This window comes from Amycolatopsis viridis (assembly GCF_011758765.1).
Taxonomy (GTDB): Bacteria; Actinomycetota; Actinomycetes; order Mycobacteriales; family Pseudonocardiaceae; genus Amycolatopsis_E; species Amycolatopsis_E viridis.
In genome coordinates this window covers 1,319,361-1,339,677 of sequence record NZ_JAANOU010000001.1, presented here as the reverse complement: position 1 = coordinate 1,339,677, position 20,317 = coordinate 1,319,361, and the positions used below count along the sequence as shown (strand labels likewise).

Genomic DNA, 20,317 nt, shown 5'->3' with positions numbered 1-20,317 from the left:
AATGGGTACGTATCCACTGAACAGTCTGAGCGAGTTCCGGCCGGCGAGCGGCCTCACCTCGGGTTGTGTCACCGATCTCATCCTGATCAACGGTACCGGCGAGATGATGTACCGGCCGTTCGCCTGGACCAGCAAAAAAGAAGGATGGCGAAATGGGTACGAGCCACCGGTGAACCTTCGGCCCGGCGAGTTCGGAAACTGCATCGCCGATTACGGCGAGTTCTGGGGCCAGGCCGCGCATGTGCAATACTACGTGAACATCTCGCCGCTCGAAGAGCCCGGCGACGACCTCGAAACCGCCATTCTGAACATATATTGGAGCAACTTCTTCGGCGAGAAGAACAAATACGAGCTCAGGTGGGAGATTCACGACCGGAACTACTCTCCGCGAGTCAGTCGCATGATCATGGACGGGAAGAGCCCCACCCCGGTGCAGGGGTTCGATTCCCAGGGCAGGACGTGGAACCTCGAGAAGCACGAGGAGAAGAAGAACTCGGACAGTTTCGGCAAATCGCATGAGACCAATGGCCGGACGTGCGTCGCGTTCACCGTCGGCTCCGTGCTGGCCGGGCCGGACTGGGTCGACTTGTGGGGAGCCCAAAGCAGTTCGATGTGCGACATCTACGAGGACGGGCTGAAGCAGATGGGCACGAGCTGGAAGAGCGGGGACATCGGTGCCGCGCTGGGCAACGTCCTCGGGTGGATCGCGAACAACTGCCACAACGCCCACGAACAGGACACCTCGCAGGGAAGCGCCGACTGGGCCGACCTCGGCGAGAGCCGCAGGCGTGACACCGGCTCCGAGCGGCCGTGACGCGACTCGGAATTCGGCGGCGGCTGGGTGGTAGGGCGAGCCGGCGGGCGTGGCCTACCGGCCGGGCTTCGGCGTCCGATACCAGCGTGGGGAGGTGTTCACGGGAGGCTTCAACGACGCGCGCACCACGAGGACGTTCGGCTCGGCGCTCCGCACGAACTCGCCCAGCAGCCGCCGGAACGCGCGGCCGAACCCGTCCACCCGCCCGGCGTCCACGCCGAACGATCGCGCCAAACCGACGAAATCGGGCGTGTGCAGGTCGACCCCGCGGTGCGGCAGGCCCTCCCGGTCCTGGTCGAAGCGGAGCATGCCGTAACCACCGTCGTCCACGACGATGACCGTGACCGGCAAGGACTCCTGCGCCAGCGTGGCCAGGTCGCCGCAGCCGTACAGGAAACCGCCGTCGCCGCTGATGCAGACCACCCGGCCCGTCCCGGCGGCCGCGGCACCCAGTGCGGCGGGGAAGCCGAACCCCAGCGTGCCCCAGCCCATGGGGTAGGCGAAGCGGTGCGGCGCCGCCACCCGGTGGAACCCGCCGGCCCAGTAGCCGGCGATGCACATGTCGGCCACCAGCATCGCGTGCTCGGGCAGGGTTTCCTCCAGCGTGCGCAGGAAGTCCGCGGCCTGCGGCTCCTCGCGGCGGACCCGGCGGCGCACCTGGTCGGAGATCCGCTGCAGCCGTTCGGTGAGTTCACCCAGCCCCGGCCGCGCCGGCAGCCCCCGCAGCAACTGGGGTACCACGTCCCGCGCGTCGCCGACGAGCGTGATGTCCGGCGGGTAGTTCTTGGCCGCGTCCTTCGGATCCACGTTGATCACGATCAGCTTCGGCGGCTGGGGCATCGCCCAGTTCTGCGTCATCAGCCCGTCGAAGTCGGTGCCGATGCCCAGCACCACGTCGGCCTCGTCCCACAGCACACCGACCTCCGGCGCGTGCACCGGATTGGGTGCGGCGCACGGGTGCACGGGCGGCAGCAGTCCACGCGCGGCGAACGTCGTGATCACCGGTGCGGCGAGTTTCTCCGCCAGCTGCCCGATCACCGGCCCGGCCTCCGCGCGCACCGCGCCGCCGCCGGCCCAGATCAACGGTTTCGAGGCCATCGCCAGCATGTGCCGGGCCGCGTCCAGGTCCCCGACGGACAGCGCCGGGAACGTCTCGGTCGGCTCCGGGTCCGGGCCGCGGGAACCGTTGTACCGCAGGAAGTCTGTCGGTATCCCGACGTACACCGGCCCGCTCTGCGGCTCCACCGCCAGCCGGGCGGCGCGCAGGACCGTCGGCGCCAGGTCTTCCGGCGCATCCACGGTGAACGCCGCCTTGGTCACCGGCGCGAACAACGCGGCCTGGTCACCGGTCTCGTGCAGCACGCCACGCACCACGCCGGGCCGGCGCAGCGCGGCCGGGATGTCGGTCGCGATGACGAGCACCGGCGACCCGGACGCCCTCGCCTCGCCGACGGCGGCGATCGTGTTCGCCGCGCCCGGACCCGTCGTCACGATCGCGACCCCGAGCTTGCCGGTGGCGCGCGCGAACCCGTCCGCCGCGTATCCGGCGGTCTGCTCGTGCCGCACCCCGACCAGCCGCAGCGGGCTGTCCGCCAGCGCCTCCCAGATCGGCAGGTTGTGCACGCCCGGAAGACCGAACGCGACCTCGGCCCCGAGTTCGAGCAGCGCGTCCGCGAGGTGCTGGGCGCCGGTCTTCGTCACGCCGTCAGCGTAGGGCACCGCATCACCACTGCGGTGGCACGACCTCGTCCCGCGGCGGCGGCCCCGGTGGCGTGCCGTCGCCGAACGGGCGGCCACCGAGGTCCGCGCGCCCGTGTGGCTGCGCCCAGCCCGCGAGGTCCGGACCATTCGGCACGATCCGGGTGGGATTGACCTGCTCGTGCACCTGGTAGTAGTGCCGCTTGATGTGGTCGAAGTCCACGGTGTCGCCGAACCCGGGCGTCTGGAAGAGATCGCGCGCGTACGCCCACAACACCGGCATCTCGGACAGCTTGTTCCGGTTGCACTTGAAGTGCCCGTGGTAGACCGGGTCGAACCGGACGAGAGTGGTGAACAGCCGGATGTCGGCCTCGGTGATCGTGTCCCCGACCAGGTAGCGCTGCCCCGCCAACCGGTCGGACAGTTCGTCGAGCCGGGCGAACAGCCGCCGGTAGGCGTCGTCGTAGGCGGACTGCTTCGTGGCGAAACCCGCCTCGTACACCGCCGCGTTGACGTCCCGGTGCACCGCGCGGTTGATCGCGTCGATCTCGTCGCGCCGCTTCTCCGGGTACAGATCGGGCGCGCCGTCGCGGTAGTAGCGGCCCCACTCGGTGTCCAGGTCCAGCGTGATCTGCGGGTAGTCGTTGGTGACCAGCTTCCCGCTCGGGATGTCGACGATCGCCGGCACGCTGATCCCGCCGTCGTACTCCGGGTCGGCCGCGCGGTACGCCTCACCCAGGAACTCGATGCCCAGCACCGGGTCGCGGCCACCCGGGTCCAGCGTGAACCGCCAGCTGCGATCGTCCTGGATCGGATCGGCGATCGCGACGGAGAGCGCTTCCTCCAGTCCCATCAGGCGCCGCACGACGAGCGCCCGGCTCGCCCACGGACAGGCGCGGCTGACGACCAGCCGGTACCGGCCCGCTTCGACCGGCCAGCCGTCCGCGCCGCCGGCGGTGATCCGTGCCGTGAAGCGGTTCGGCGATCGCTTGAACTCGCCCGTTTCCGGGTCCGTCGGGATGGTCATCCCCTCAGCGTAGATTGTCCCCGGCGCGGTAGCAGTGCGCGTAGACTCAATGACCCTGGGCACACCGCCGCCCGGACGGAGAGGTGGTCACCGATGCCGTTGATGCCCTTCACCGACTCGATGTTCCTGCTGGTGGAAAGCCGCGAGCACCCGATGCACGTGGGCGGGCTGCAACTGTTCCAGACCCCCGAGGGCGCCGATCACACGTACCTGCGCAGCTTGTGTGAGGACCTGGTGAAGAACACCGACGTGCGGCCGTTGTTCCGGCAGCGTCCCGCTCGCCCGGTGAACACACTCGGTTACACCGCTTGGGTGCGCGACGAGGAACTCGATCTCGATTACCACTTCCGGCATTCCGCGCTGCCCTATCCCGGCCGGGTGCGGGAACTGCTGGAAGTGACCTCGCGCTGGCACAGCACCCTGCTCGACCGTCACCGCCCGCTGTGGGAGATCCACCTGGTGGAGGGCCTGGAGGACGGCCGGTTCGCGATGTACAGCAAGGTGCACCACGCGTTGATGGACGGTGTGTCGGCGCTGCGGCACCTGCAGGGCACGCTGTCGGACGATCCGGACGACCGCAGCTGCCCGCCGCCGTGGGGCTCGCGTCATCTCCCGCAGGGCAAACCGCCGCGTAACGCACGGTCACTGCTGCGGCTGGGCGCCAGTTCGCTGAAGCAGGTCGCGGGAATGGCGCCGGCCGCGGTGAAGGTGGCGCGGGAGGCGTTCCGGGAGCACACGCTGCTGATGCCGATGCAGGCACCGAAGACGATCTTCAACGTGCCGATCGGTGGTGCCCGCCGGTTCGCCGCGCAGTCCTGGCCGCTCAAGCGGGTGCGCGCGATCGCGACCGCCACCGGCACCTCGCGCAACGACGTCGTGCTCGCAATGTGCTCCGGCGCGCTGCGCGACTACCTGATCGAGCAGCGCGCGCTGCCGGACGCGCCGCTGATCGCGATGGTGCCGGTGTCGATGCGGAAACCGGCCGACTCCGGCGAGGCCTCGGGCAACCAGATCGGGGCGGTGCTGTGCAACCTCGGCACCGACCGGTCCGATCCGGCGGCCCGGCTGATGACCATCCACCGGTCGATGCGCGAGGCGAAGCGGATCTTCAAGGAGCTGACGCCGCTGCAGGCGCTGCTGCTGTCGGGGATCAACGTGGCGCAGCTGGGTATCTCCCCCGTGCCCGGCGTCGTGAACAACACGCGCCCGCCGTTCAACCTGGTGATCTCGAACGTGCCCGGGCCGCGCAAGCAGATGTACTGGAACGGCGCGAAGCTCGACGGCATCTACCCGGCGTCGGTACTGCTCGACGGCCAGGCGCTCAACATCACGCTGACCAGCAACGGGGACAACCTGGATTTCGGGATCACCGGATGCCGCCGGTCCGTGCCGCACCTGCAGCGGATCCTGACCCACCTGGACACCGCGCTGGAGGAGCTGGAGTTCGCGGCGCGCTGACCGGACGGCTGCCCGCCCGCCGTCCGGTCCGCGCCCGGCTCAGGCGACGCCCTCCGGGCTGGCGCCCTCGACCTGGATGCCGGACGAGGCGATCTCCTCGATGCGGGTCAGGTCCTCGGGTGTGAGATCGAGGTCCGCGGCGGCAACGCTGTCCTCGATGTTCTTCGCCCGCCGCGCACCGACGATCGCCACGTGGACGCCCGGCTGGTGCAGCGTCCAGGCGATCGCGAGCTGGCTCACGGTCGCGCCCTTCTCGGCGGCGAGGTTCTTCAGCTGCTCGACGACCTCGAGGTTCTTCTGCAGGTTCGTTCCCTGGAAGGCGCTGGAGTGCGCCCGCCAGTCGCCGTCCTCGAACGTGGTGTGCGGCGTGAGCGCGCCGGTGAGCAGCCCGCTGCCGAGCGGGCTGTAGACGAGGACGCCGATGTCGTGCTCGCGGCAGTACGGCAGCGGGTCCTGCTCGATCGCGCGGCGGAACAGGTGGTACGGCGGCTGCAGGGTCTCCACCGGACGGGTCCGGTCGAATGCGGCGAGCTGCTCGGCGTCGTAGTTGGAGACGCCGACGTGCCGGATCTTGCCCTCGTCGACGAGTTCCTGCAGCGCGGCCGCGGTTTCTTCCGCCGGGGTGTCCGGGTCGGGCCAGTGCACCTGGTACAGGTCGATGTGGTCGAGGTCCAGGTGGCGCAGGCTTTCCTCGACGCCCTTGCGCAGCCAGTCGCGGCGCGCGTCCCGGGGCCGGTCGCTGCCCGGGTTGATCCCGCCCTTGGTGGCGATCACCAGGCTGTCGCGGTCGCGGTTCAGCTCGTCGCGCAGCGCACGGCCGAGGAGGGCCTCGGACGTGCCGAAGCCGTAGGCCTGGGCAGTGTCGAAGAAGTTGACGCCCAGCTCACGCGCGTGCCGGATGGCCTGGATGGCGGCGTCCTCGTCGAAGGAGCCCCAGTCACCGCCGAGCTGCCAGGTCCCGAACGCGATCCGGGAGACGTCGAGTCCGCTCTTGCCCAAAGTCGTTCTGCGCATGCCTCCAGCACAGCACAGCGGGGACCGGCACGCAGGGTGGGGTGGCTGGTGCCGCAGTCCTCTGTGGATCGGCCGGTCAGCGGCCTGCCGGCCGGTCGGTCGGCCACGGGAGGAGCTCCTCGACGAGCCGGGCGACCGCCAGCACCAGATCATCGGAATGCCGCGGGCCGACGATCTGCAATCCCACCGGCAACCCGCCGTCGGTGAATCCCGCGGGCACGCTGATGGCCGGCTGCTGGGTCATGTTGAACGGGTACGTGAAGGGCGTCCACTCCGGCCAGCCGCTCATCCCGCTGCCCGGCGGCACGTCGAAGCCCGCGTCGAACGGCTGGACGGCCACCGTCGGGGTGATGAGCACGTCGAAGCGGGTGTGGAACTCGCCCATGCGGATGCCCAGCGACGCGCGCTCGGCGTTGGCCGCCAGGTAGTCCGACGCCGAGTACGTCCTGCCCTGCTCCCACAACCGCCGCAGGCCGGGGTCGATCTTGTCTTCGGAACCGGCCGGGAAGGTGTCCAGCCACTGGGCTGCGCCGGTCGACCACAGCACGTCGAACGCCTCGCGCGGATCGCTGAACCCCGGGTCCGTCTCCTCGACGCGCAACCCGGCCTCGTCGAGCGCCGCCACCGCCGACGTGACGATGCGCCGCACCTCGGGGTCCACGTGTGCCCAGCCCAGCGTCGGGGAGAACGCCGCGTACAACCCGCGCACGTCTCGCCGCACTGCTTCCCGGTACGCGCCGACCGGTGGCTCCAGCGCCGTCGGGTCGCGGTGGTCCGGCAACGCCAGCACGTCCAGCAACAACGCGACATCGGACACCGACCGCGCCATCGGCCCCGCGTGCGACAGCGCCCCGAACGGGCTGGCCGGCCACATCGGGATCCGGCCGTAGGTCGGTTTCAGCCCGACGATCCCGCAGAACGACGCCGGGATCCGCACGGAACCGCCACCGTCGGTACCCACCGACAGCTCACCCATCCCGGCCGCCACCGCCGCCGCGCTGCCACCGCTCGACCCGCCCGGCGTCTTCGCCGGGTCCCACGGGTTGCGGGTGACGCCGGTCAGCGGGTTGTCGGTGACACCCTTCCACGCCAGCTCGGGCGTGGTCGTCTTGCCGAGCAGCACGAGCCCGTTCTCCCGCAGCCGCGCGGTGACCGGGCTGTCCTCCTCCCACGGCTGGTCGCGGTCGATGCACGCCGAACCACGCAGGGTCGGCCAGCCCTGCGTCAGGAACATGTCCTTGATCGAGGCCGGCACCCCGTCCAGCGAGCCGATCGGGTTGCCCTCGCGCCACCGGGTCTCCGACGCCTTCGCGCCCTCGCGCGCCACCTCGGGGTCCACCAGGCAGAACGCGTTGCACTCCCTGTCCCGCTCCTCGATCGAGCGCAGCGCGGCCTCGGTCGCCTCGACCGGGCTGATCTCGCCGGTCGAATACGCGGCGACCAGCTCACTCGCCGTCAACAGGGTGCTCATGGTGGCTCCTCACCTACTCCGACGGCACATACCCCAGCTGCTTGTCCACGACATTACGAAGCGGGGTGCCGGTCCGCCAGCGGTGGAAGTTGTCGGCGAACAGTTCGATCAGGGTATCGCGCCAGCCGAGGAAGTCACCCGACATGTGCGGGGAGATCAACACGCGTGGCATCGTCCACAGCGGACTGTCCGCCGGCAGGGGTTCGGTGTCGAACACGTCCAGCGCGGCACCGGCGATCGCGCCGGACCGCAGCGCCTCGATGAGGTCGCCGGTGACGACCAGCTCGCCGCGGCCGACGTTGACGAACCGCGCGGACGGTTTCATCGCGGCGAACGCGGCGGCGTCGAACAGGCCCTTGGTCTGTTCGGTCAGCGGCGCCACGGCCACCACGTAGTCGTAGGCGGGCAGGTGCTCGGCCAGCGCGGCCGAGGCGTGCACGGTGCCGAAGTCGGGGTCGCCCGTCCGCGCCCGGCGGCCGGCGCCCGCGACCCGCATCCCGGCGGCGCGCAGCATGCGCGCGATGGCACGGCCGATCGGCCCGGTGCCGACGATCAGCACCTCGCGCCCGGCGATCCGTTCGGTCTCGCGGTGCTGCCAGCGGCGCTCGCGCTGCAGGTCGAGCGAGCCGTGCAGGTCCTTGGCGAAGGAGAGGACCACGCCCAGCACGTACTCGGCGATGGAGTCGTCGAACACGCCCCGCGAGTTGGTGAGCACGACGTCGCTGTCCCGCATGGCCGGGAACATCACGGGATCCACGCCGGCGCTCGCGATGTGCAGCCACCGCAACCGGTTCGCCGCGTGCCAGGCGTCCGGTACCGCGCGGGACAGGAAGTCGTAGACAAAAAGGACATCGGCGTCCCGCAGCGCGTCCGCGAGCCCGGCCGCACCGGTGTAACGCACGAGGGCCGTCGATTCGATGCCCTGCATGGCCGGTGATCCGGTGAGGTCCCCGGCCTGGTCGTCACCGCAGAGCACCGCCAGCACCGGTTTCTCCTTGCCGATCACCGTTGACACGGTAGGAGCCGGTCGTATGATTGTCAACAATCCGAGGAGCCACCCCGGAGGCTTCCTTGAGATCTTCCTTCGGAGGCTGAGCCTTGGATTTCGACTTCCCTGTCTTCGACGGGCCACTGGCACAGCGAGGCATCGGAGTCATCGCCCCCTTCGATCTGGCGCTGGAGCGCGAGCTCTGGCGATGGATTCCGGTGGAGGTGTCACTGCACCTGGCCCGCACCCCCTACGAGCCGGTGCCGGTGAGCATGGAGATGGCCCAGCTGGTCAGCAACCACCAGCACCTCGCAGCGGCGACCCGCGACGTCCTGCACGTGGAGCCGGAGGTGGTCGCCTACCTGTGCACCTCGGGCAGCTTCGTCAACGGCGTCGACTACGAACGGTCGCTGCGCAAGGCGATCTGCGACGCCGGCGCGCCGGACGCGGTCACGACCTCGGGCGCGCTGGCCGAGGTGCTGCACCTGCTGGACGTCCACCGGGTCGCGGTGATCACCCCGTACGACGCGGACCTGACCCGGAGCCTGCACGATTTCCTCGCCGAGCTGAACGTGGACACCGTCTCCAGCGACCACCTCGGTCTCGGCGGCGGGATCTGGAAGGTCAGCTACCGGACCATCGCCGAGCGGATCCTCGGTGCCGATCACCGCGACGCGCAGGCCATCTTCGTGAGCTGCACGAACCTGCCGACCTACGACGTGATCGAACCGCTGGAGGCCGCACTGGGCAAACCGGTGCTGACCGCGAACCAGCTGACGATGTGGGCGTGCCTGCGGCGCATGGAACTGCCGATCGTCGGGCCGGGCAAGTGGCTGCGTGAAGTGTCCTGAACACCGTACCGTAGGATTGTCAACAATCTTGGGAGGTTCGTGCATGACGACCGTCGGCTTCATCTACCCGGACCACGCCGCCGAGGACGACTACCCCTTCGCCGAGGGACTGCTGGGCGAGCAGATCGCGCTGCCGGTCGAGCACATCTACGGCACCGACCTGCACGCCGTGCCCGAACTGCTCGACCTGGGCAGCGAGCAGCGGCTCGCGGAAGGCGCCCGGTTGCTGGCCGGGCACCAGCCGGACGCGGTGGTCTGGGCCTGCACCAGCGGCAGCTTCGTCTACCGCTGGCAAGGCGCGCACGAGCAGGTGGAGAAGCTGGCGGCGGCCGCGGGCAGGCCCGCGTCGAGCACCTCGTTCGCTTTCGTCCGGGCCGCGCGGGCACTCGGCCTGAAGCGGGTGTCGGTGGCCGCGAGCTACCCGGACGACGTGGCGAAACTGTTCGTGGAGTTCCTCGCCGCGGGTGGGATCGAGGTGGTGGCGATGGCGAGCGAGGGCATCGACACCGCCGCGGAGGTGGGCCGGCTGACGCCGGAGGCGGTGGTCGAGCTGGCCGTGGCGCACGACCACCCCGCAGCCGACGCCGTGCTGGTACCGGACACCGCGATGCGCACGCTCGGCGTGCTCACCGCGATCGAGGAGCGGCTGGGCAAGCCCGTGCTCACCGCGAACCAGGTGACGGTCTGGGAAGGGCTCCGGCTGACCGGCCGGGTGCCCCGGTGCGAACAGCTGGGCAGACTGTTCGCGGAAAGCAGGTGAGCGATGGCCCTGACCGAGCTCGAACCGGTGAGCCGGGAGTCGACCGCGGCGATCATCGCCCGGCAGCTCCGCGAGGCGATCATGAACGGCACGTTCGCGCCTGGCACGCAGCTGGGTGAGACCGAGCTGGCCGGCCGGTTCCAGGTGTCCCGCGGGCCGCTGCGCGAGGCGATGCAACGGCTGGTCTCGGAGGGCCTGCTGCGCAGCGAGCGGCACCGCGGGCTGTTCGTGATCGACCTGGAACCGGACGACGTGCACGACATCTACTCCGCGCGGTTCGCCATCGAACGGGCCGCGCTGATCCGGGTGCTGCGGATCGGCGAAGCGGAATCCGTGGCCGCGCGGCTGCTGGAGGCGGTCGAGGACATGGCCTCCGCAACGGACGCGGACGAGGTGTCCGCGGCCGACGTCCGCTTCCACGAGGAGCTGGTGGCGGCCTCCGGCAGCAGGCGGCTCGGCCGGATGGCGCGCACGCTGCTGATCGAGACGCGGATGTGCCTGTCCGCGCTGCACCGGACCTACGCCACCAACGAGGAGCGGGTGACCGAGCACAAGCGGATCGCGGAAGCGATCGGCGCCGCCGACGAGGAACAGGCGGTGTCCCTGCTGGAGGCGCACATGGAGGACGCGGTGCAGCGGCTCGCCCCGGGGACCAGCCTGTACGCCTGAACGCGGCGGCGCGCCCGGTATCCGGTCCACATCGGACCGGTAACGGGACACTCCGGTACGCCGGCGTCGCCGGGTACGCCGCGGCCGATCACTCCGCGATCCTCGGGCCCAGCAGTGCACCCACCGCCGTCGCCGCGCCAGCGCTGCCCAGCGCCATCCCCCAGCCCACCGGCCCGAGCGGCGTGCAGCCGAAGAACTGGCTCACCCCGGGCGTCTGGATGACCGCCGCGAGTACGGCGACCGAACCCAGCGACGTCGCCACCACCGACGGGTTCAGCCCGCCCGTCAGCAAGGTCTGCCCCAGCTGGGTACCAACCAGCCCGGCGAGCGCGACCGTGCTCGCCCGGCGGCTGCGGCCGGTGAACCGGGCCAGCATCCACGCGCTCGTGGCGCCCAGCGTCGTCACCCCGGCACGCACGCCGATGTCCTTCTGCAGGCGCTTGCCGAGCGAGCTCTCCGGACCCTCCCGCAACAGATCGGCGCCGTCCTCCGGCCGCCGCAGCGCGATCGCCAGGGCCGGCGCCAGGTCGGTCAGCAGGTTGACCAGCAGGAACTGCCGCGCACCGAGCGGTGACCGGCCGGTCAGCGTCGCACCCAGCACGCTGAACCCGATCTCGCCGAGGTTCCCCCCGAGCAGGATCGCCAGCGCCTCCCGCACCGACGCCCACATGGCCCGCCCCTCGACCAGCGCCGCGATGATCGTCTCCAGCCGATCGTCGGTCACCACGAGGTCGGCCGCGGCGCGCGCGGCGGGGGCACCGTGGCCGCCCAGCGCGATGCCGACGTCCGCGAGCCGGATCGCGGGCGCGTCGTTCGCGCCGTCCCCCGTCATCGCGACCGTGTGCCCGTGCTTCTGGTACGCCTTGATGATCCGCACCTTCTGCGCCGGGCTGCACCGCGCAACCACGTCCACGGTCTCCAAAGTGGACGCCAGCTGCTCGTCGTCCATCGCGTCCAGCTCCGCACCGGTCACCACGTGCAGGTCGGCGCCGTTCTCGCTGACCTTGCCCGCGATCGCCTCACCGGTGTCCGGGTGGTCACCGGTGATCATCACGATCTGCACGCCGGCCGCCCGCAGGTCCGCCGCGGCGGCCGCCGCGCTCCCCCGCACCGGATCGGCGATCGCCACGAAGCCGGTGAACCGCAGGCCCCGCACTGCGTCCTCGTCGAGGTCGGTGCTGTCCACTGCGGACTCGGCAACGGCGAGCACCCGCTGTCCCGTCTTGGTGAGCTTCTTCATCCGGCCGGTCAGCTTCTTGCGCTGCCCCTCGTCGAGAGCGCAGCGCGGCAGCACCGACTCCGGCGCGCCCTTGACGCTCAGCACCAGCTCGTCCCCGCGGCGCATCAGCGAGGCGTGGTAACCGCGCGACGGCTCGAACGGCACCGCGTCGACCAGCTCCCACCCGCCGGTGTCCAGGGAAACCCCTTGCGCCCCTTCCACGATCGCCCGGTCCGTCGCATGCGGCAGCTCGGACGGGTCCTCGGCGTGCGGTGTCGCCCGCAACGCGGTCAGCAACGCCGACCGGGTGTCCGGATCGAGCTCCTCGACAGTGCGGCGTTTGCGACCGTCGTCGACCTCGTGCACGGTCAGCGTGCCCTCGGTGAGCGTGCCCGTCTTGTCGAAGCACAGCACGTCCACCCGGCCCAGCGCCTCAATGCTGCGCGGGTTGCGGACCAGGGCGTTGTGCTCGGCCAGCCGGCGTGCCGCGGCCAGCTGTGCGGCGCTGACCAGGAACGGCAGTCCTTCCGGCACCGACGCGACCGCCAGGTTCACCGCCGCGGACAGGCTCTGCCGCAGCGGTACCCGGCGCAGCAGTCCGGCACCGGCGACCGCGACGGCCGAGCCGATCGCGAGCGGCATCGACTTCGACGTCAGCTCCGCGAGCCGCGTCTCGACCCCGGTGATCGGCGCGTTCTCCCGGGCCATCGCCATGCTGCGGCCCGCCTCGGTGTCCACTCCGGTGGCGACCACGATCCCGGTGGCCACACCGGCGGCGATCGTCGTGCCCTCGTAGAGCATGGATGCGCGCTCGGCGACGTCCGCGGCGATCACCGGAGCCGGGTCCTTGGTGACCGGGAGCGACTCGCCGGTCAGCGAGGACTCGTCGGCCTCCACCCCGTCGCCGTCGAGCAGCCGGCAGTCGGCGGGAACCACGTCGCCCGAGGTGAGCCGGATGATGTCGCCCGGCACGAGGTCGTCGGCGCTGACCACGCTTTCCCGGCCGCCACGCACGACGGTGGTGGTGATGGCCGACCGGCTCAGCAGCTCGGCGAGCTGCTTCTCGGTGTGCACCTGCTGGATGCTGCCGACCAGCGCGGACACCCCGGTGATCCCGGCGACCAGCGCGGCGTCCACGGGCGAGCCGACCGACGCGGACAGCGCCGCGCCGCCGATCAGGACCGGGGTGAGCGGGTTGGACAGCTCGTTGATGAACGCCTGCATCAAGCCGGTGCGGCCACCGCTGCCGGTGCCGCGCGCCCGGGCACGCTTGGCGGCGTCGTCCTCGCTCAACCCGTCCGGGTCGGTGCCGAGCCGGTCGAGGACGACGTCCACCGGCATCAGGTGCCAGGGCGCGGCGTCCCCGGCCAGACTCAGATCCCGCTCCGCGAGCCGCTTCGCGCGGCGGTGCGCGTTGGTCAGGGCCACGGCTGCGCCCAGGTTCACCGCCCGCATCGCGCGGTTGGCCGGGCTGCGGCGGCCGGGCTGCAACGCGGCGACCGCACCGACACCGGAAGCGCCCTGCGACAACCAGATGCTGTCCCGGTTGACCTCCCGGGCGGCGGCGATCGCGTCCACGACCAGCGCAGCCACCCCGATCTCCGCGCCGATCAGCAGGTGCGCACCCCACGGCGGCGGGTCGCCCGGCCGCTGGGTGCCGATGCCGCAGTCGGCGGCACCGAGCGCGCGCCGGTCGTCCGACACCAGCATCACGACGCGGCCCTCACCTTGCAGCTCGCGGACGGTCGGCACGAGCCGCTCGCCGCCGGGCATCAGCCGGTCGGCCTCGAACGCGGCGTGCCCGCCGTTCGCGCTGATCACCTCGATGCCGGAGCGGCGGGCGGCGGCGATGACCGCAGCCACACCCGGCGGCACCTGCCTGCCGAGCCCGATGACGGCGGTGAGCTTCTGCTCGTGCACCAACCCGAGGACGGCGGCGGCACCCCGCTTCTCCAGCTGCTCGCGTTCGTGCGCGCCCTCGTCGACCCCGAGTTCGTCCAGCGGGCCGAGCCGCCAGCCGCCGTCGGAGTGGACCTTCTCCGGGGTGTGCGCGTCGAACAGCTGCCACGCGCGCTCGACCACTTCGGAGGAACCGGCAGCGCCGAGCGGAACGAGATCGCCGAGGATCATGTGCCCGGTGTCGAACGCCTCCTCGTCGAGGACCAGCGTGTCGATCGCGTCCAGGTGACGCAGCACCGACCGGTCCATGACCAGCACGCCTTGCGTGGCCAGGACCCGGCCCAGGCGCGCGCCGAACGCGGTGCGCCCGGCCTCGGCGGCCTTCGGCAGCGTGGCCAGCCCGATCCCGATCGCCCGGCGCGGGCGCGCGAACGGCAGCGACACCGCGGCCGCGGCGGCACCCAGGTTGAGAATGCGTTCCTCGTACTGTTCGACCGGTCCCTCCGGCAGCTCCCGCGGGCGCTCGACGACGACCGGTCCGGCGGCCGCGTCGTCCGGACCGTGGATCAGCCGGCTCTCGGCCTGGCACCACTGCCGTTCGTGTGCGCGCGCCTCGCGCCACTGCTCGGCGCGCTGGAGGATGTCGACGACCGTGCCCTCGCCACCGGAGGCCAGACCCTGCGCGAACGCGCCGAACGCCGAGGTCGCGGAGTCCGCCTTCTCCCGGCTGCCTGCCCGGGCGGCGGCGATCTCCCGCAGTCGCGGGTGCAGGTCGACCACGTTGGGCAGCGCGGCGATCTCGGTCGGGATCGGCGCCCAGGGCGCGAGCCGGGTGATCAGCGACAGACCGAGCCCCAAGGTGTCCGCGGCCAGCGTCGGCAGCAGGCGGGTGCCGCGCGGGCCGTCGGCCGGGTGGTGCAGTTCGTCCTCGGCGAGCTGCTCGCCGAGATCGGCCGGGGCGCTCTCGGCCTCCTCGACGAGCCGGATCAGCTCGTCGCTGTCCGGCGCGGGATCGGACACGCCGACGATCACGCGGGAGGAGGGCGCGTTCACCCGCGCCCACGCGACACCCGGGTGCTGCTGGAGGGCCTGTTCGATCCGCTGCGCAACCGCTTCACCGCCCGGGCCGTGGACGCCGTGCGCCTCGATGTGCAGCCGCCCGGGGCAAGACCAGATCCGGCGGCGGGACCTGCCCAGCGGTGACAGCACCGCCCCGGCCAGCCCCTTGACCACCGACGCCGGACCGGGCACCCGGACACCCAGCAACTCCATGAACCACTCCCGCACCTCGACTCCACCGGTGCCAGTGGTGTGCCCATTCCGGGTGAAGATATGCCTGCTCCCGCAGCTCGGCCCGGCCTTTCGCGCACCCTCGCCGCGACCCTCGACGGCCAACACGCCGCCACCAACGACCAACACGGCGCCACCAACGACCAACACGGCGCCACCAACAGCAAACACGGCGCCAGGAACGACCAACACGGTGTCACGAGCGGCAAACACGACGGCGGCGCGTGTTCGCCGCTCCGGGCGGTGAGTTGGCCGGCCCGGGCGGTGAGTTGGCCAGCCCGGGCGGTGAGTTGGCCAGCCCGGGCGCCGTGTTCGCCGCTCCGGGCGCCGTGTTCGCCGCTCCGGGCGCCGTGTTCGCCGCTCCGGGCGGTGAGTTGGCCGGTCCGGGCGGTGGGTTGGCCGGCCCGGGCGGTGGGTGGGGCGGCCGGGCGTGGGTGGGGCGGTCGGGCGGTGGGTCAGGTGATGGCGCTGGCGACGGCGGCACCCAGCTCGGTGGTCGTCGACTTCCCGCCCAGGTCCGGGGTCGCCACCTCGCCGGCCGACAGCGCCCGCTCGACCGCGGTGCGCACCGCGGCGGCCGCGGCCGTCTCACCCAGGTGGTCGAGCATCATCGCGCCCGCGAGGATCTGCGCCACCGGGTTGGCGATGCCCTGGCCGGCGATGTCCGGCGCGCTGCCGTGCACCGCCTCGAACATGGACGGGAACTCGCCCGGCGGGTTGACGTTGCCGGACGGCGCCATACCCAGCCCGCCGGTCACGGCGGCCGCCAGGTCGCTGAGGATGTCGCCGAACAGGTTCGAGCCGACCACGACGTCCAGGCGGTCGGGGTGCTGCACCATGCGGGCGGCCAGCGCGTCGATGTGCGTCTGTTCACTGTGGACGTCCGGGTACTCGGCGGCGACCTCGGCGAACACCTCGTCCCAGAACGGCATCGTGTGGATGATCCCGTTGGACTTCGTCGCCGATGTGACGCGCCCGGTGCGGGTCCGGGCGAGCTCGAACGCGAACCGGATGATCCGCTCGACCCCGGTCCGCGTGAAGATCGACTGCTGCACCGCGAACTCGCCCGGCTGGCCGGAGTTGTGCCGCCCGCCGATCTGCGAGTACTCGCCCTCGGTGTTCTCCCGGACGATCACCATCTCCAGCTCGTCGGCCTCCCGGCCGGCGAGCACCGACCGCGTGCCGGGCAGCAACCGCACCGGCCGCAGGTTCACGTACTGGGCGAACGCGCGCCGGATGGGGATCAGCAGCCCCCACAGGGACACGTGGTCCGGCACGCCGGGGAACCCGACCGCGCCGAGCAGGATCCCGTCGAACGGCCGCAGCTGCTCGATCCCGTCGTCGGGCATCATGCTGCCGGTAGCCAGGTAGCACTCGCAGCTCCAGTCGAACTCCGTCCACTCCAGACGGAACCCGTGCAGCTCGCCCGCCCGGTCCAGGACCCGGCGCGCCTCGGCGGTGACGTCGACCCCGATGCCGTCCCCGGGGATGCTCGCGATCCGGTAGGTGCTCACAGGCTCACCGCGATGTACTTGGTCTCGAGGAACTCGTCGATGCCGACGGTGCCGCCCTCGCGGCCGAGCCCGGACTGCTTGACACCGCCGAACGGCGCTGCCGGGTTGGACACGATGCCCTGGTTGAGCCCGATCATGCCGGCCTCGAGCGCCTCGGACACGCGCAGCGCGCGCTTGAGGTCGTTGGTGTAGACGTAGCTGACCAGGCCGTACTCGGTGTCGTTGGCGGCCGCGACCGCCTCGTCCTCGTCGTCGAACACGCTGATCGGCGCGACCGGCCCGAAGATCTCCTCGCTCGCCATGCGGGCGTCCCGCGGCACGTCGGTCAGCACGGTCGCCTGGTAGAAGTTGCCCGGTCCGTCCACAGTGGCCCCGCCGGTGAGCACCTTGGCGCCGCGCTGCGCGGCGTCGGTCACCAGCTCGGTCACCTTGGCGACCGCGTCCCGGTCGATCAGCGGGCCGACCACCACGCCCGGCTCGGTGCCGCGGCCCAGCGGCAGCGCGGACATCCGCTCGGTGAGCCGGCGCGCGAACTCCCCGGCCACCCCGCGCTGCACGTAGAACCGGTTGGCCGCGGTGCACGCCTCGCCGATGTTGCGCATCTTGGCCTGCATCGCGCCCTCGACGGCCGCGTCCAGGTCGGCGTCGTCGAAGACCAGGAACGGTGCGTTGCCGCCCAGCTCCATGGACGTGCGCAGCACCTTGTCGGCGCACTGTTCGAGCAGCTTGCGGCCCACCGCGGTGGAACCGGTGAACGACAGCTTGCGCGCGCGGCCGTCCTTGATCATCGGCTCCATCACGCCACCGGGGTTGCTGGTGGTGACGACGTTGAGGACACCCGCGGGCAGCCCCGCCTCGGTCAGGATCGCGGCCAGCGCGAGCATCGACAGCGGGGTCTGCTCGGCGGGCTTGATCACCATGGTGCAGCCGGCGGCGATGGCCGGGCCGATCTTGCGGCCACCCATGGCCATCGGGAAGTTCCACGGCGTGATCAGCAGGCACGGCCCGACCGGCTGCTTGGTGACGAGGAACCGGCCCGCCCCGTTGGGCGCGACCTGGTAGCCGCCGTCGATGCGCACGGCCTCCTCGGAGAACCAGCGGAAGAACTCGGCGGCGTAGGCGACCTCGCCCTTCGCCTCGGCGAGCGGCTTGCCCATCTCCAGGGTCATCAGCAGCGCCAGCTCGTCGACGCGCGCGTTGAGCAGTTCGTAGGCGCGGCGCAGGATCTCGCTGCGCTCGCGCGGCGCCGTCCTGGCCCAGTCGGCCTGGGCGGCGACCGCGGCGTCGAGGGCGGCCTTGCCGTCCTCCGGCGAGGCGTCGGCCACCTCGCAGAGCACCTGGCCGGTGGCGGGGTCCTCGACCGCGAAGGTCCGGCCGGTGCTCGACGGGACCCACTTCCCGCCGATGAACAGCTCCTTGCCGACGGCCTCCACGACACCCGTTTCGGTCAGCTCGCCCATCAGTCCTCCTGATCAACCTTGCGCCTGTCCACGGGCCATGCTAGACAGATTGTCAACAATCTACAAGCTCACTCCGCGTTAGGAGTTCCGCCGTCATGGCCCAGCTCTCCCCCCTGCTCAAGCAGGCCACTCCGGTCGTCGTCGAGCACGGCGAAGGCGCCTACCTCTACGACACCGACGGCAACCGCCACCTCGACTTCACCGCCGGGATCGGCGTGACCAGCACCGGCCACTGCCACCCGAAGGTGGTCAAGGCGGCACAGGAGCAGGTCGGCAAGCTGATCCACGGCCAGTACACCACCGTGATGCACCAGCCGCTGCTGAAGCTGACCGAGCGGCTCGGCGACGTGCTGCCGTCCGGTTTGGACTCGTTGTTCTTCGCCAACTCCGGCAGCGAGGCCGTCGAGGCGGCGCTGCGGCTGTCCCGGCAGGCGACCGGGCGCCCGAACGTGATCGTCTTCCAGGGCGGGTTCCACGGCCGCACGGTCGCCGCGGCCACCATGACCACCTCCGGCACCCGGTTCAGCGCGGGCATCTCGCCGCTCATGGGCGGCGTGCACGTGGCCCCCTTCCCCTACGCCTACCACTACGGCTGGGACGAGCAGACCGCGACGAAGTTCGCGCTGCGCGAGCTGGACTACCTCTTCCAGACGATCAGCGCCCCGAACGAGACGGCCGCGTTCTTCATCGAGCCGATGCTCGGCGAGGGCGGCTACGTGCCGGCCAACTCCGAGTTCATGGCCGGGCTGCGCGAGCGCGCCGACCGGCACGGCATCCTGCTGGTGATCGACGAGATCCAGACCGGGTTCGGGCGCACCGGCCGGTTCTGGGGCCATGACCACTTCGGCGTGCGCCCGGACGTGGTGCTGATCGCGAAGGGCCTGGCGAGCGGGTTCCCGCTGTCCGGCATCGCGGCGTCGAAGGAGCTGATGAGCAAGGCGTTCCCCGGTTCCCAGGGCGGCACCTACGGCGGCAACGCGGTGTCGTGCGCGGCGGCGCTGGCCACCCTCGACGTGATCGAGGAGGAGAACCTGGTCGAGAACGCGGCGGCGCGCGGCGAGCAGCTGCTCGAGGGTGCGCGGCTGATCGGCGACAAGACGCCGGAGATCGGCGAGGTGCGCGGGCTGGGCCTGCTGGTCGGGTCGGAGTTCACCAAGGCGGACGGCACGCCGGACACCGCGACGGCCGCGGCCGCGCAGCAGGAGGCGGCGCGGCGCGGGCTGCTGCTGCTCACCTGTGGTGCCTACTCCAACGTCGTGCGGATGATCCCGCCGCTCGTGGTCACCGCCGAGCAGATCGACGACGCGCTCGCGATCTGGGCCGAGACCGTCGCGACCGTCACCGGTTCCAAGTAGGGAGAGGCAACGTTGGCCCGCTACATCACCATCTCGCTCGACAAGCGCGGCGTGTCCTGCCGTGCCGTGCTGCTGGACGCGGAGGCTCCGCGGACCTGTCAGGCGGTGTGGGACGCGTTGCCGCAGAGCGGTTCGGCCTACCACGCGAAGTACGCCCGCAACGAGGTCTACACGCTGGTGCCGCCGTTCGCCGACCCGAAACCGGGACGGGAGAACCCGACCATCACGCCGATCCCGGGCGACGTCGTCTATTTCGGGTTCGAGGCGTGGGAGATCGGCAACCCGGCATACGGGTACGAGGAGAGCAGCGAGGCGCACAGCGACCAGGGCGCGACCGATCTCGCCATCTTCTACGGCCGGAACAACCTGCTGATCAACGGCGACGCCGGCTGGGTTCCGGGCAACGTGTTCGCCACGATCGTGGAAGGCCTGCCGGAAATGGCGGCGGCCGCGCAGGACCTGTGGCTACGCGGCGTGGAGGGCGAAACCCTCTCCTTCGCTCGCGCGGAGTGAACCGGGAGCCGCGGCCGTTAGGGGCTGATCCCCTGACCCCCGTCACTCGTTAGCCTGATCATTAGGGGATTACCTTACGTGGCAACAGCTTCACTCGATCGGGCGGGCGCCGCCGAGGATGCCGACCAAGATCAGCATCGGCCCAGGTGGCCCCGCCCGACGGTGCTACGACAAGCGTTTTCACCCCCCACCGCAAAACCCGAAAGAGTTACATGTTTAGGCTGGGCGGATTTTCCGCCGCGATCTCCGACGGACTCTCCTGCTTGCCGGGCGGTTTGACAGCCCCTGGCGAAGCTGAAAATCTTTCGGCGCTTTCG

General features: G+C 71.2%; 15 protein-coding genes. 7 read left to right on the top strand and 8 right to left on the bottom strand.

Features of this window, described 5'->3' with window-relative positions:
* The first annotated feature begins 1 nt into the window (after window position 1).
* On the top strand, window positions 2–814 hold the full coding sequence (locus FHX46_RS06635; protein WP_167111601.1) for a hypothetical protein: 813 nt from the start codon (window positions 2–4) through the stop codon (window positions 812–814).
* A gap of 54 nt (window positions 815–868) precedes the next feature.
* On the opposite strand, the gene FHX46_RS06630 is transcribed toward FHX46_RS06635, so the two are convergent.
* A complete protein-coding gene (locus FHX46_RS06630) occupies window positions 869–2,515 on the bottom strand; it encodes a thiamine pyrophosphate-binding protein (protein WP_167111599.1) in 1,647 nt (548 codons plus the stop codon).
* Between the two features lie 22 nt (window positions 2,516–2,537).
* Window positions 2,538–3,539, bottom strand: coding sequence for a glutathione S-transferase family protein (locus FHX46_RS06625; RefSeq protein ID WP_167111597.1), 1,002 nt, complete (start codon window positions 3,537–3,539; stop codon window positions 2,538–2,540).
* Between the two features lie 93 nt (window positions 3,540–3,632).
* Between FHX46_RS06625 and FHX46_RS06620 the strand changes: the two genes are divergently transcribed.
* Window positions 3,633–4,997, top strand: coding sequence for a WS/DGAT/MGAT family O-acyltransferase (locus FHX46_RS06620; protein WP_167111595.1), 1,365 nt, complete (start codon window positions 3,633–3,635; stop codon window positions 4,995–4,997).
* A gap of 39 nt (window positions 4,998–5,036) precedes the next feature.
* Here the strand turns inward: FHX46_RS06620 and FHX46_RS06615 are convergent, their stop codons facing one another.
* From FHX46_RS06615 to FHX46_RS06605, 3 genes are all read right to left on the bottom strand, one after another.
* Window positions 5,037–6,011 carry an aldo/keto reductase gene (locus FHX46_RS06615; protein ID WP_167111593.1) on the bottom strand — a complete coding sequence of 325 codons (975 nt, stop codon included), beginning with the start codon at window positions 6,009–6,011 and terminating at the stop codon, window positions 5,037–5,039.
* Window positions 6,012–6,087: 76 nt separating this feature from the next.
* Window positions 6,088–7,482, bottom strand: coding sequence for an amidase (locus FHX46_RS06610; RefSeq protein ID WP_167111591.1), 1,395 nt, complete (start codon window positions 7,480–7,482; stop codon window positions 6,088–6,090).
* A gap of 13 nt (window positions 7,483–7,495) precedes the next feature.
* Window positions 7,496–8,488 carry a D-2-hydroxyacid dehydrogenase gene (locus FHX46_RS06605; RefSeq protein WP_167111589.1) on the bottom strand — a complete coding sequence of 331 codons (993 nt, stop codon included), beginning with the start codon at window positions 8,486–8,488 and terminating at the stop codon, window positions 7,496–7,498.
* Window positions 8,489–8,580: 92 nt separating this feature from the next.
* On the opposite strand from FHX46_RS06605, the gene FHX46_RS06600 reads away from it, so the two are divergent.
* Genes FHX46_RS06600 through FHX46_RS06590 form a run of 3 tightly spaced genes read left to right on the top strand, consistent with a single transcriptional unit; the run spans window position 8,581 to window position 10,750 of the window.
* Window positions 8,581–9,321, top strand: coding sequence for a maleate cis-trans isomerase family protein (locus FHX46_RS06600; RefSeq protein ID WP_167111587.1), 741 nt, complete (start codon window positions 8,581–8,583; stop codon window positions 9,319–9,321).
* A gap of 43 nt (window positions 9,322–9,364) precedes the next feature.
* On the top strand, window positions 9,365–10,081 hold the full coding sequence (locus FHX46_RS06595) for a maleate cis-trans isomerase family protein (RefSeq protein WP_167111585.1): 717 nt from the start codon (window positions 9,365–9,367) through the stop codon (window positions 10,079–10,081).
* A 3-nt stretch (window positions 10,082–10,084) separates the two neighbouring features.
* Window positions 10,085–10,750, top strand: a complete 666-nt coding sequence (locus FHX46_RS06590; protein WP_167111583.1) for a GntR family transcriptional regulator — start codon at window positions 10,085–10,087, stop codon at window positions 10,748–10,750.
* An 88-nt stretch (window positions 10,751–10,838) separates the two neighbouring features.
* Here FHX46_RS06590 and FHX46_RS06585 read toward each other — a convergent pair whose 3' ends face one another.
* The 3 genes from FHX46_RS06585 to FHX46_RS06575 all read right to left on the bottom strand — a co-directional run bounded on the left by FHX46_RS06585 (window position 10,839) and on the right by FHX46_RS06575 (window position 18,132).
* The gene (locus tag FHX46_RS06585) at window positions 10,839–15,140 is read right to left on the bottom strand and encodes an HAD-IC family P-type ATPase (protein ID WP_167121193.1); all 4,302 of its coding nucleotides are present in this window, start codon (window positions 15,138–15,140) and stop codon (window positions 10,839–10,841) included.
* A 473-nt stretch (window positions 15,141–15,613) separates the two neighbouring features.
* Window positions 15,614–16,672, bottom strand: coding sequence for a tartrate dehydrogenase (locus tag FHX46_RS06580; protein WP_167111582.1), 1,059 nt, complete (start codon window positions 16,670–16,672; stop codon window positions 15,614–15,616).
* The gene (locus FHX46_RS06575; RefSeq protein ID WP_167111580.1) at window positions 16,669–18,132 is read right to left on the bottom strand and encodes an NAD-dependent succinate-semialdehyde dehydrogenase; all 1,464 of its coding nucleotides are present in this window, start codon (window positions 18,130–18,132) and stop codon (window positions 16,669–16,671) included. Before FHX46_RS06575 ends, FHX46_RS06580 begins: the two co-directional genes overlap by 4 nt.
* 95 nt (window positions 18,133–18,227) lie before the next feature.
* Here FHX46_RS06575 and FHX46_RS06570 point away from each other — a divergent pair, with 95 nt between their 5' ends.
* Window positions 18,228–19,487, top strand: coding sequence for an aspartate aminotransferase family protein (locus FHX46_RS06570; RefSeq protein ID WP_167111578.1), 1,260 nt, complete (start codon window positions 18,228–18,230; stop codon window positions 19,485–19,487).
* 12 nt (window positions 19,488–19,499) lie between these two features.
* Window positions 19,500–20,000: a DUF3830 family protein gene (locus FHX46_RS06565; protein WP_167104938.1), complete on the top strand. Its 501-nt coding sequence runs from the start codon at window positions 19,500–19,502 to the stop codon at window positions 19,998–20,000.
* Window positions 20,001–20,317: the final 317 nt, after the last annotated feature.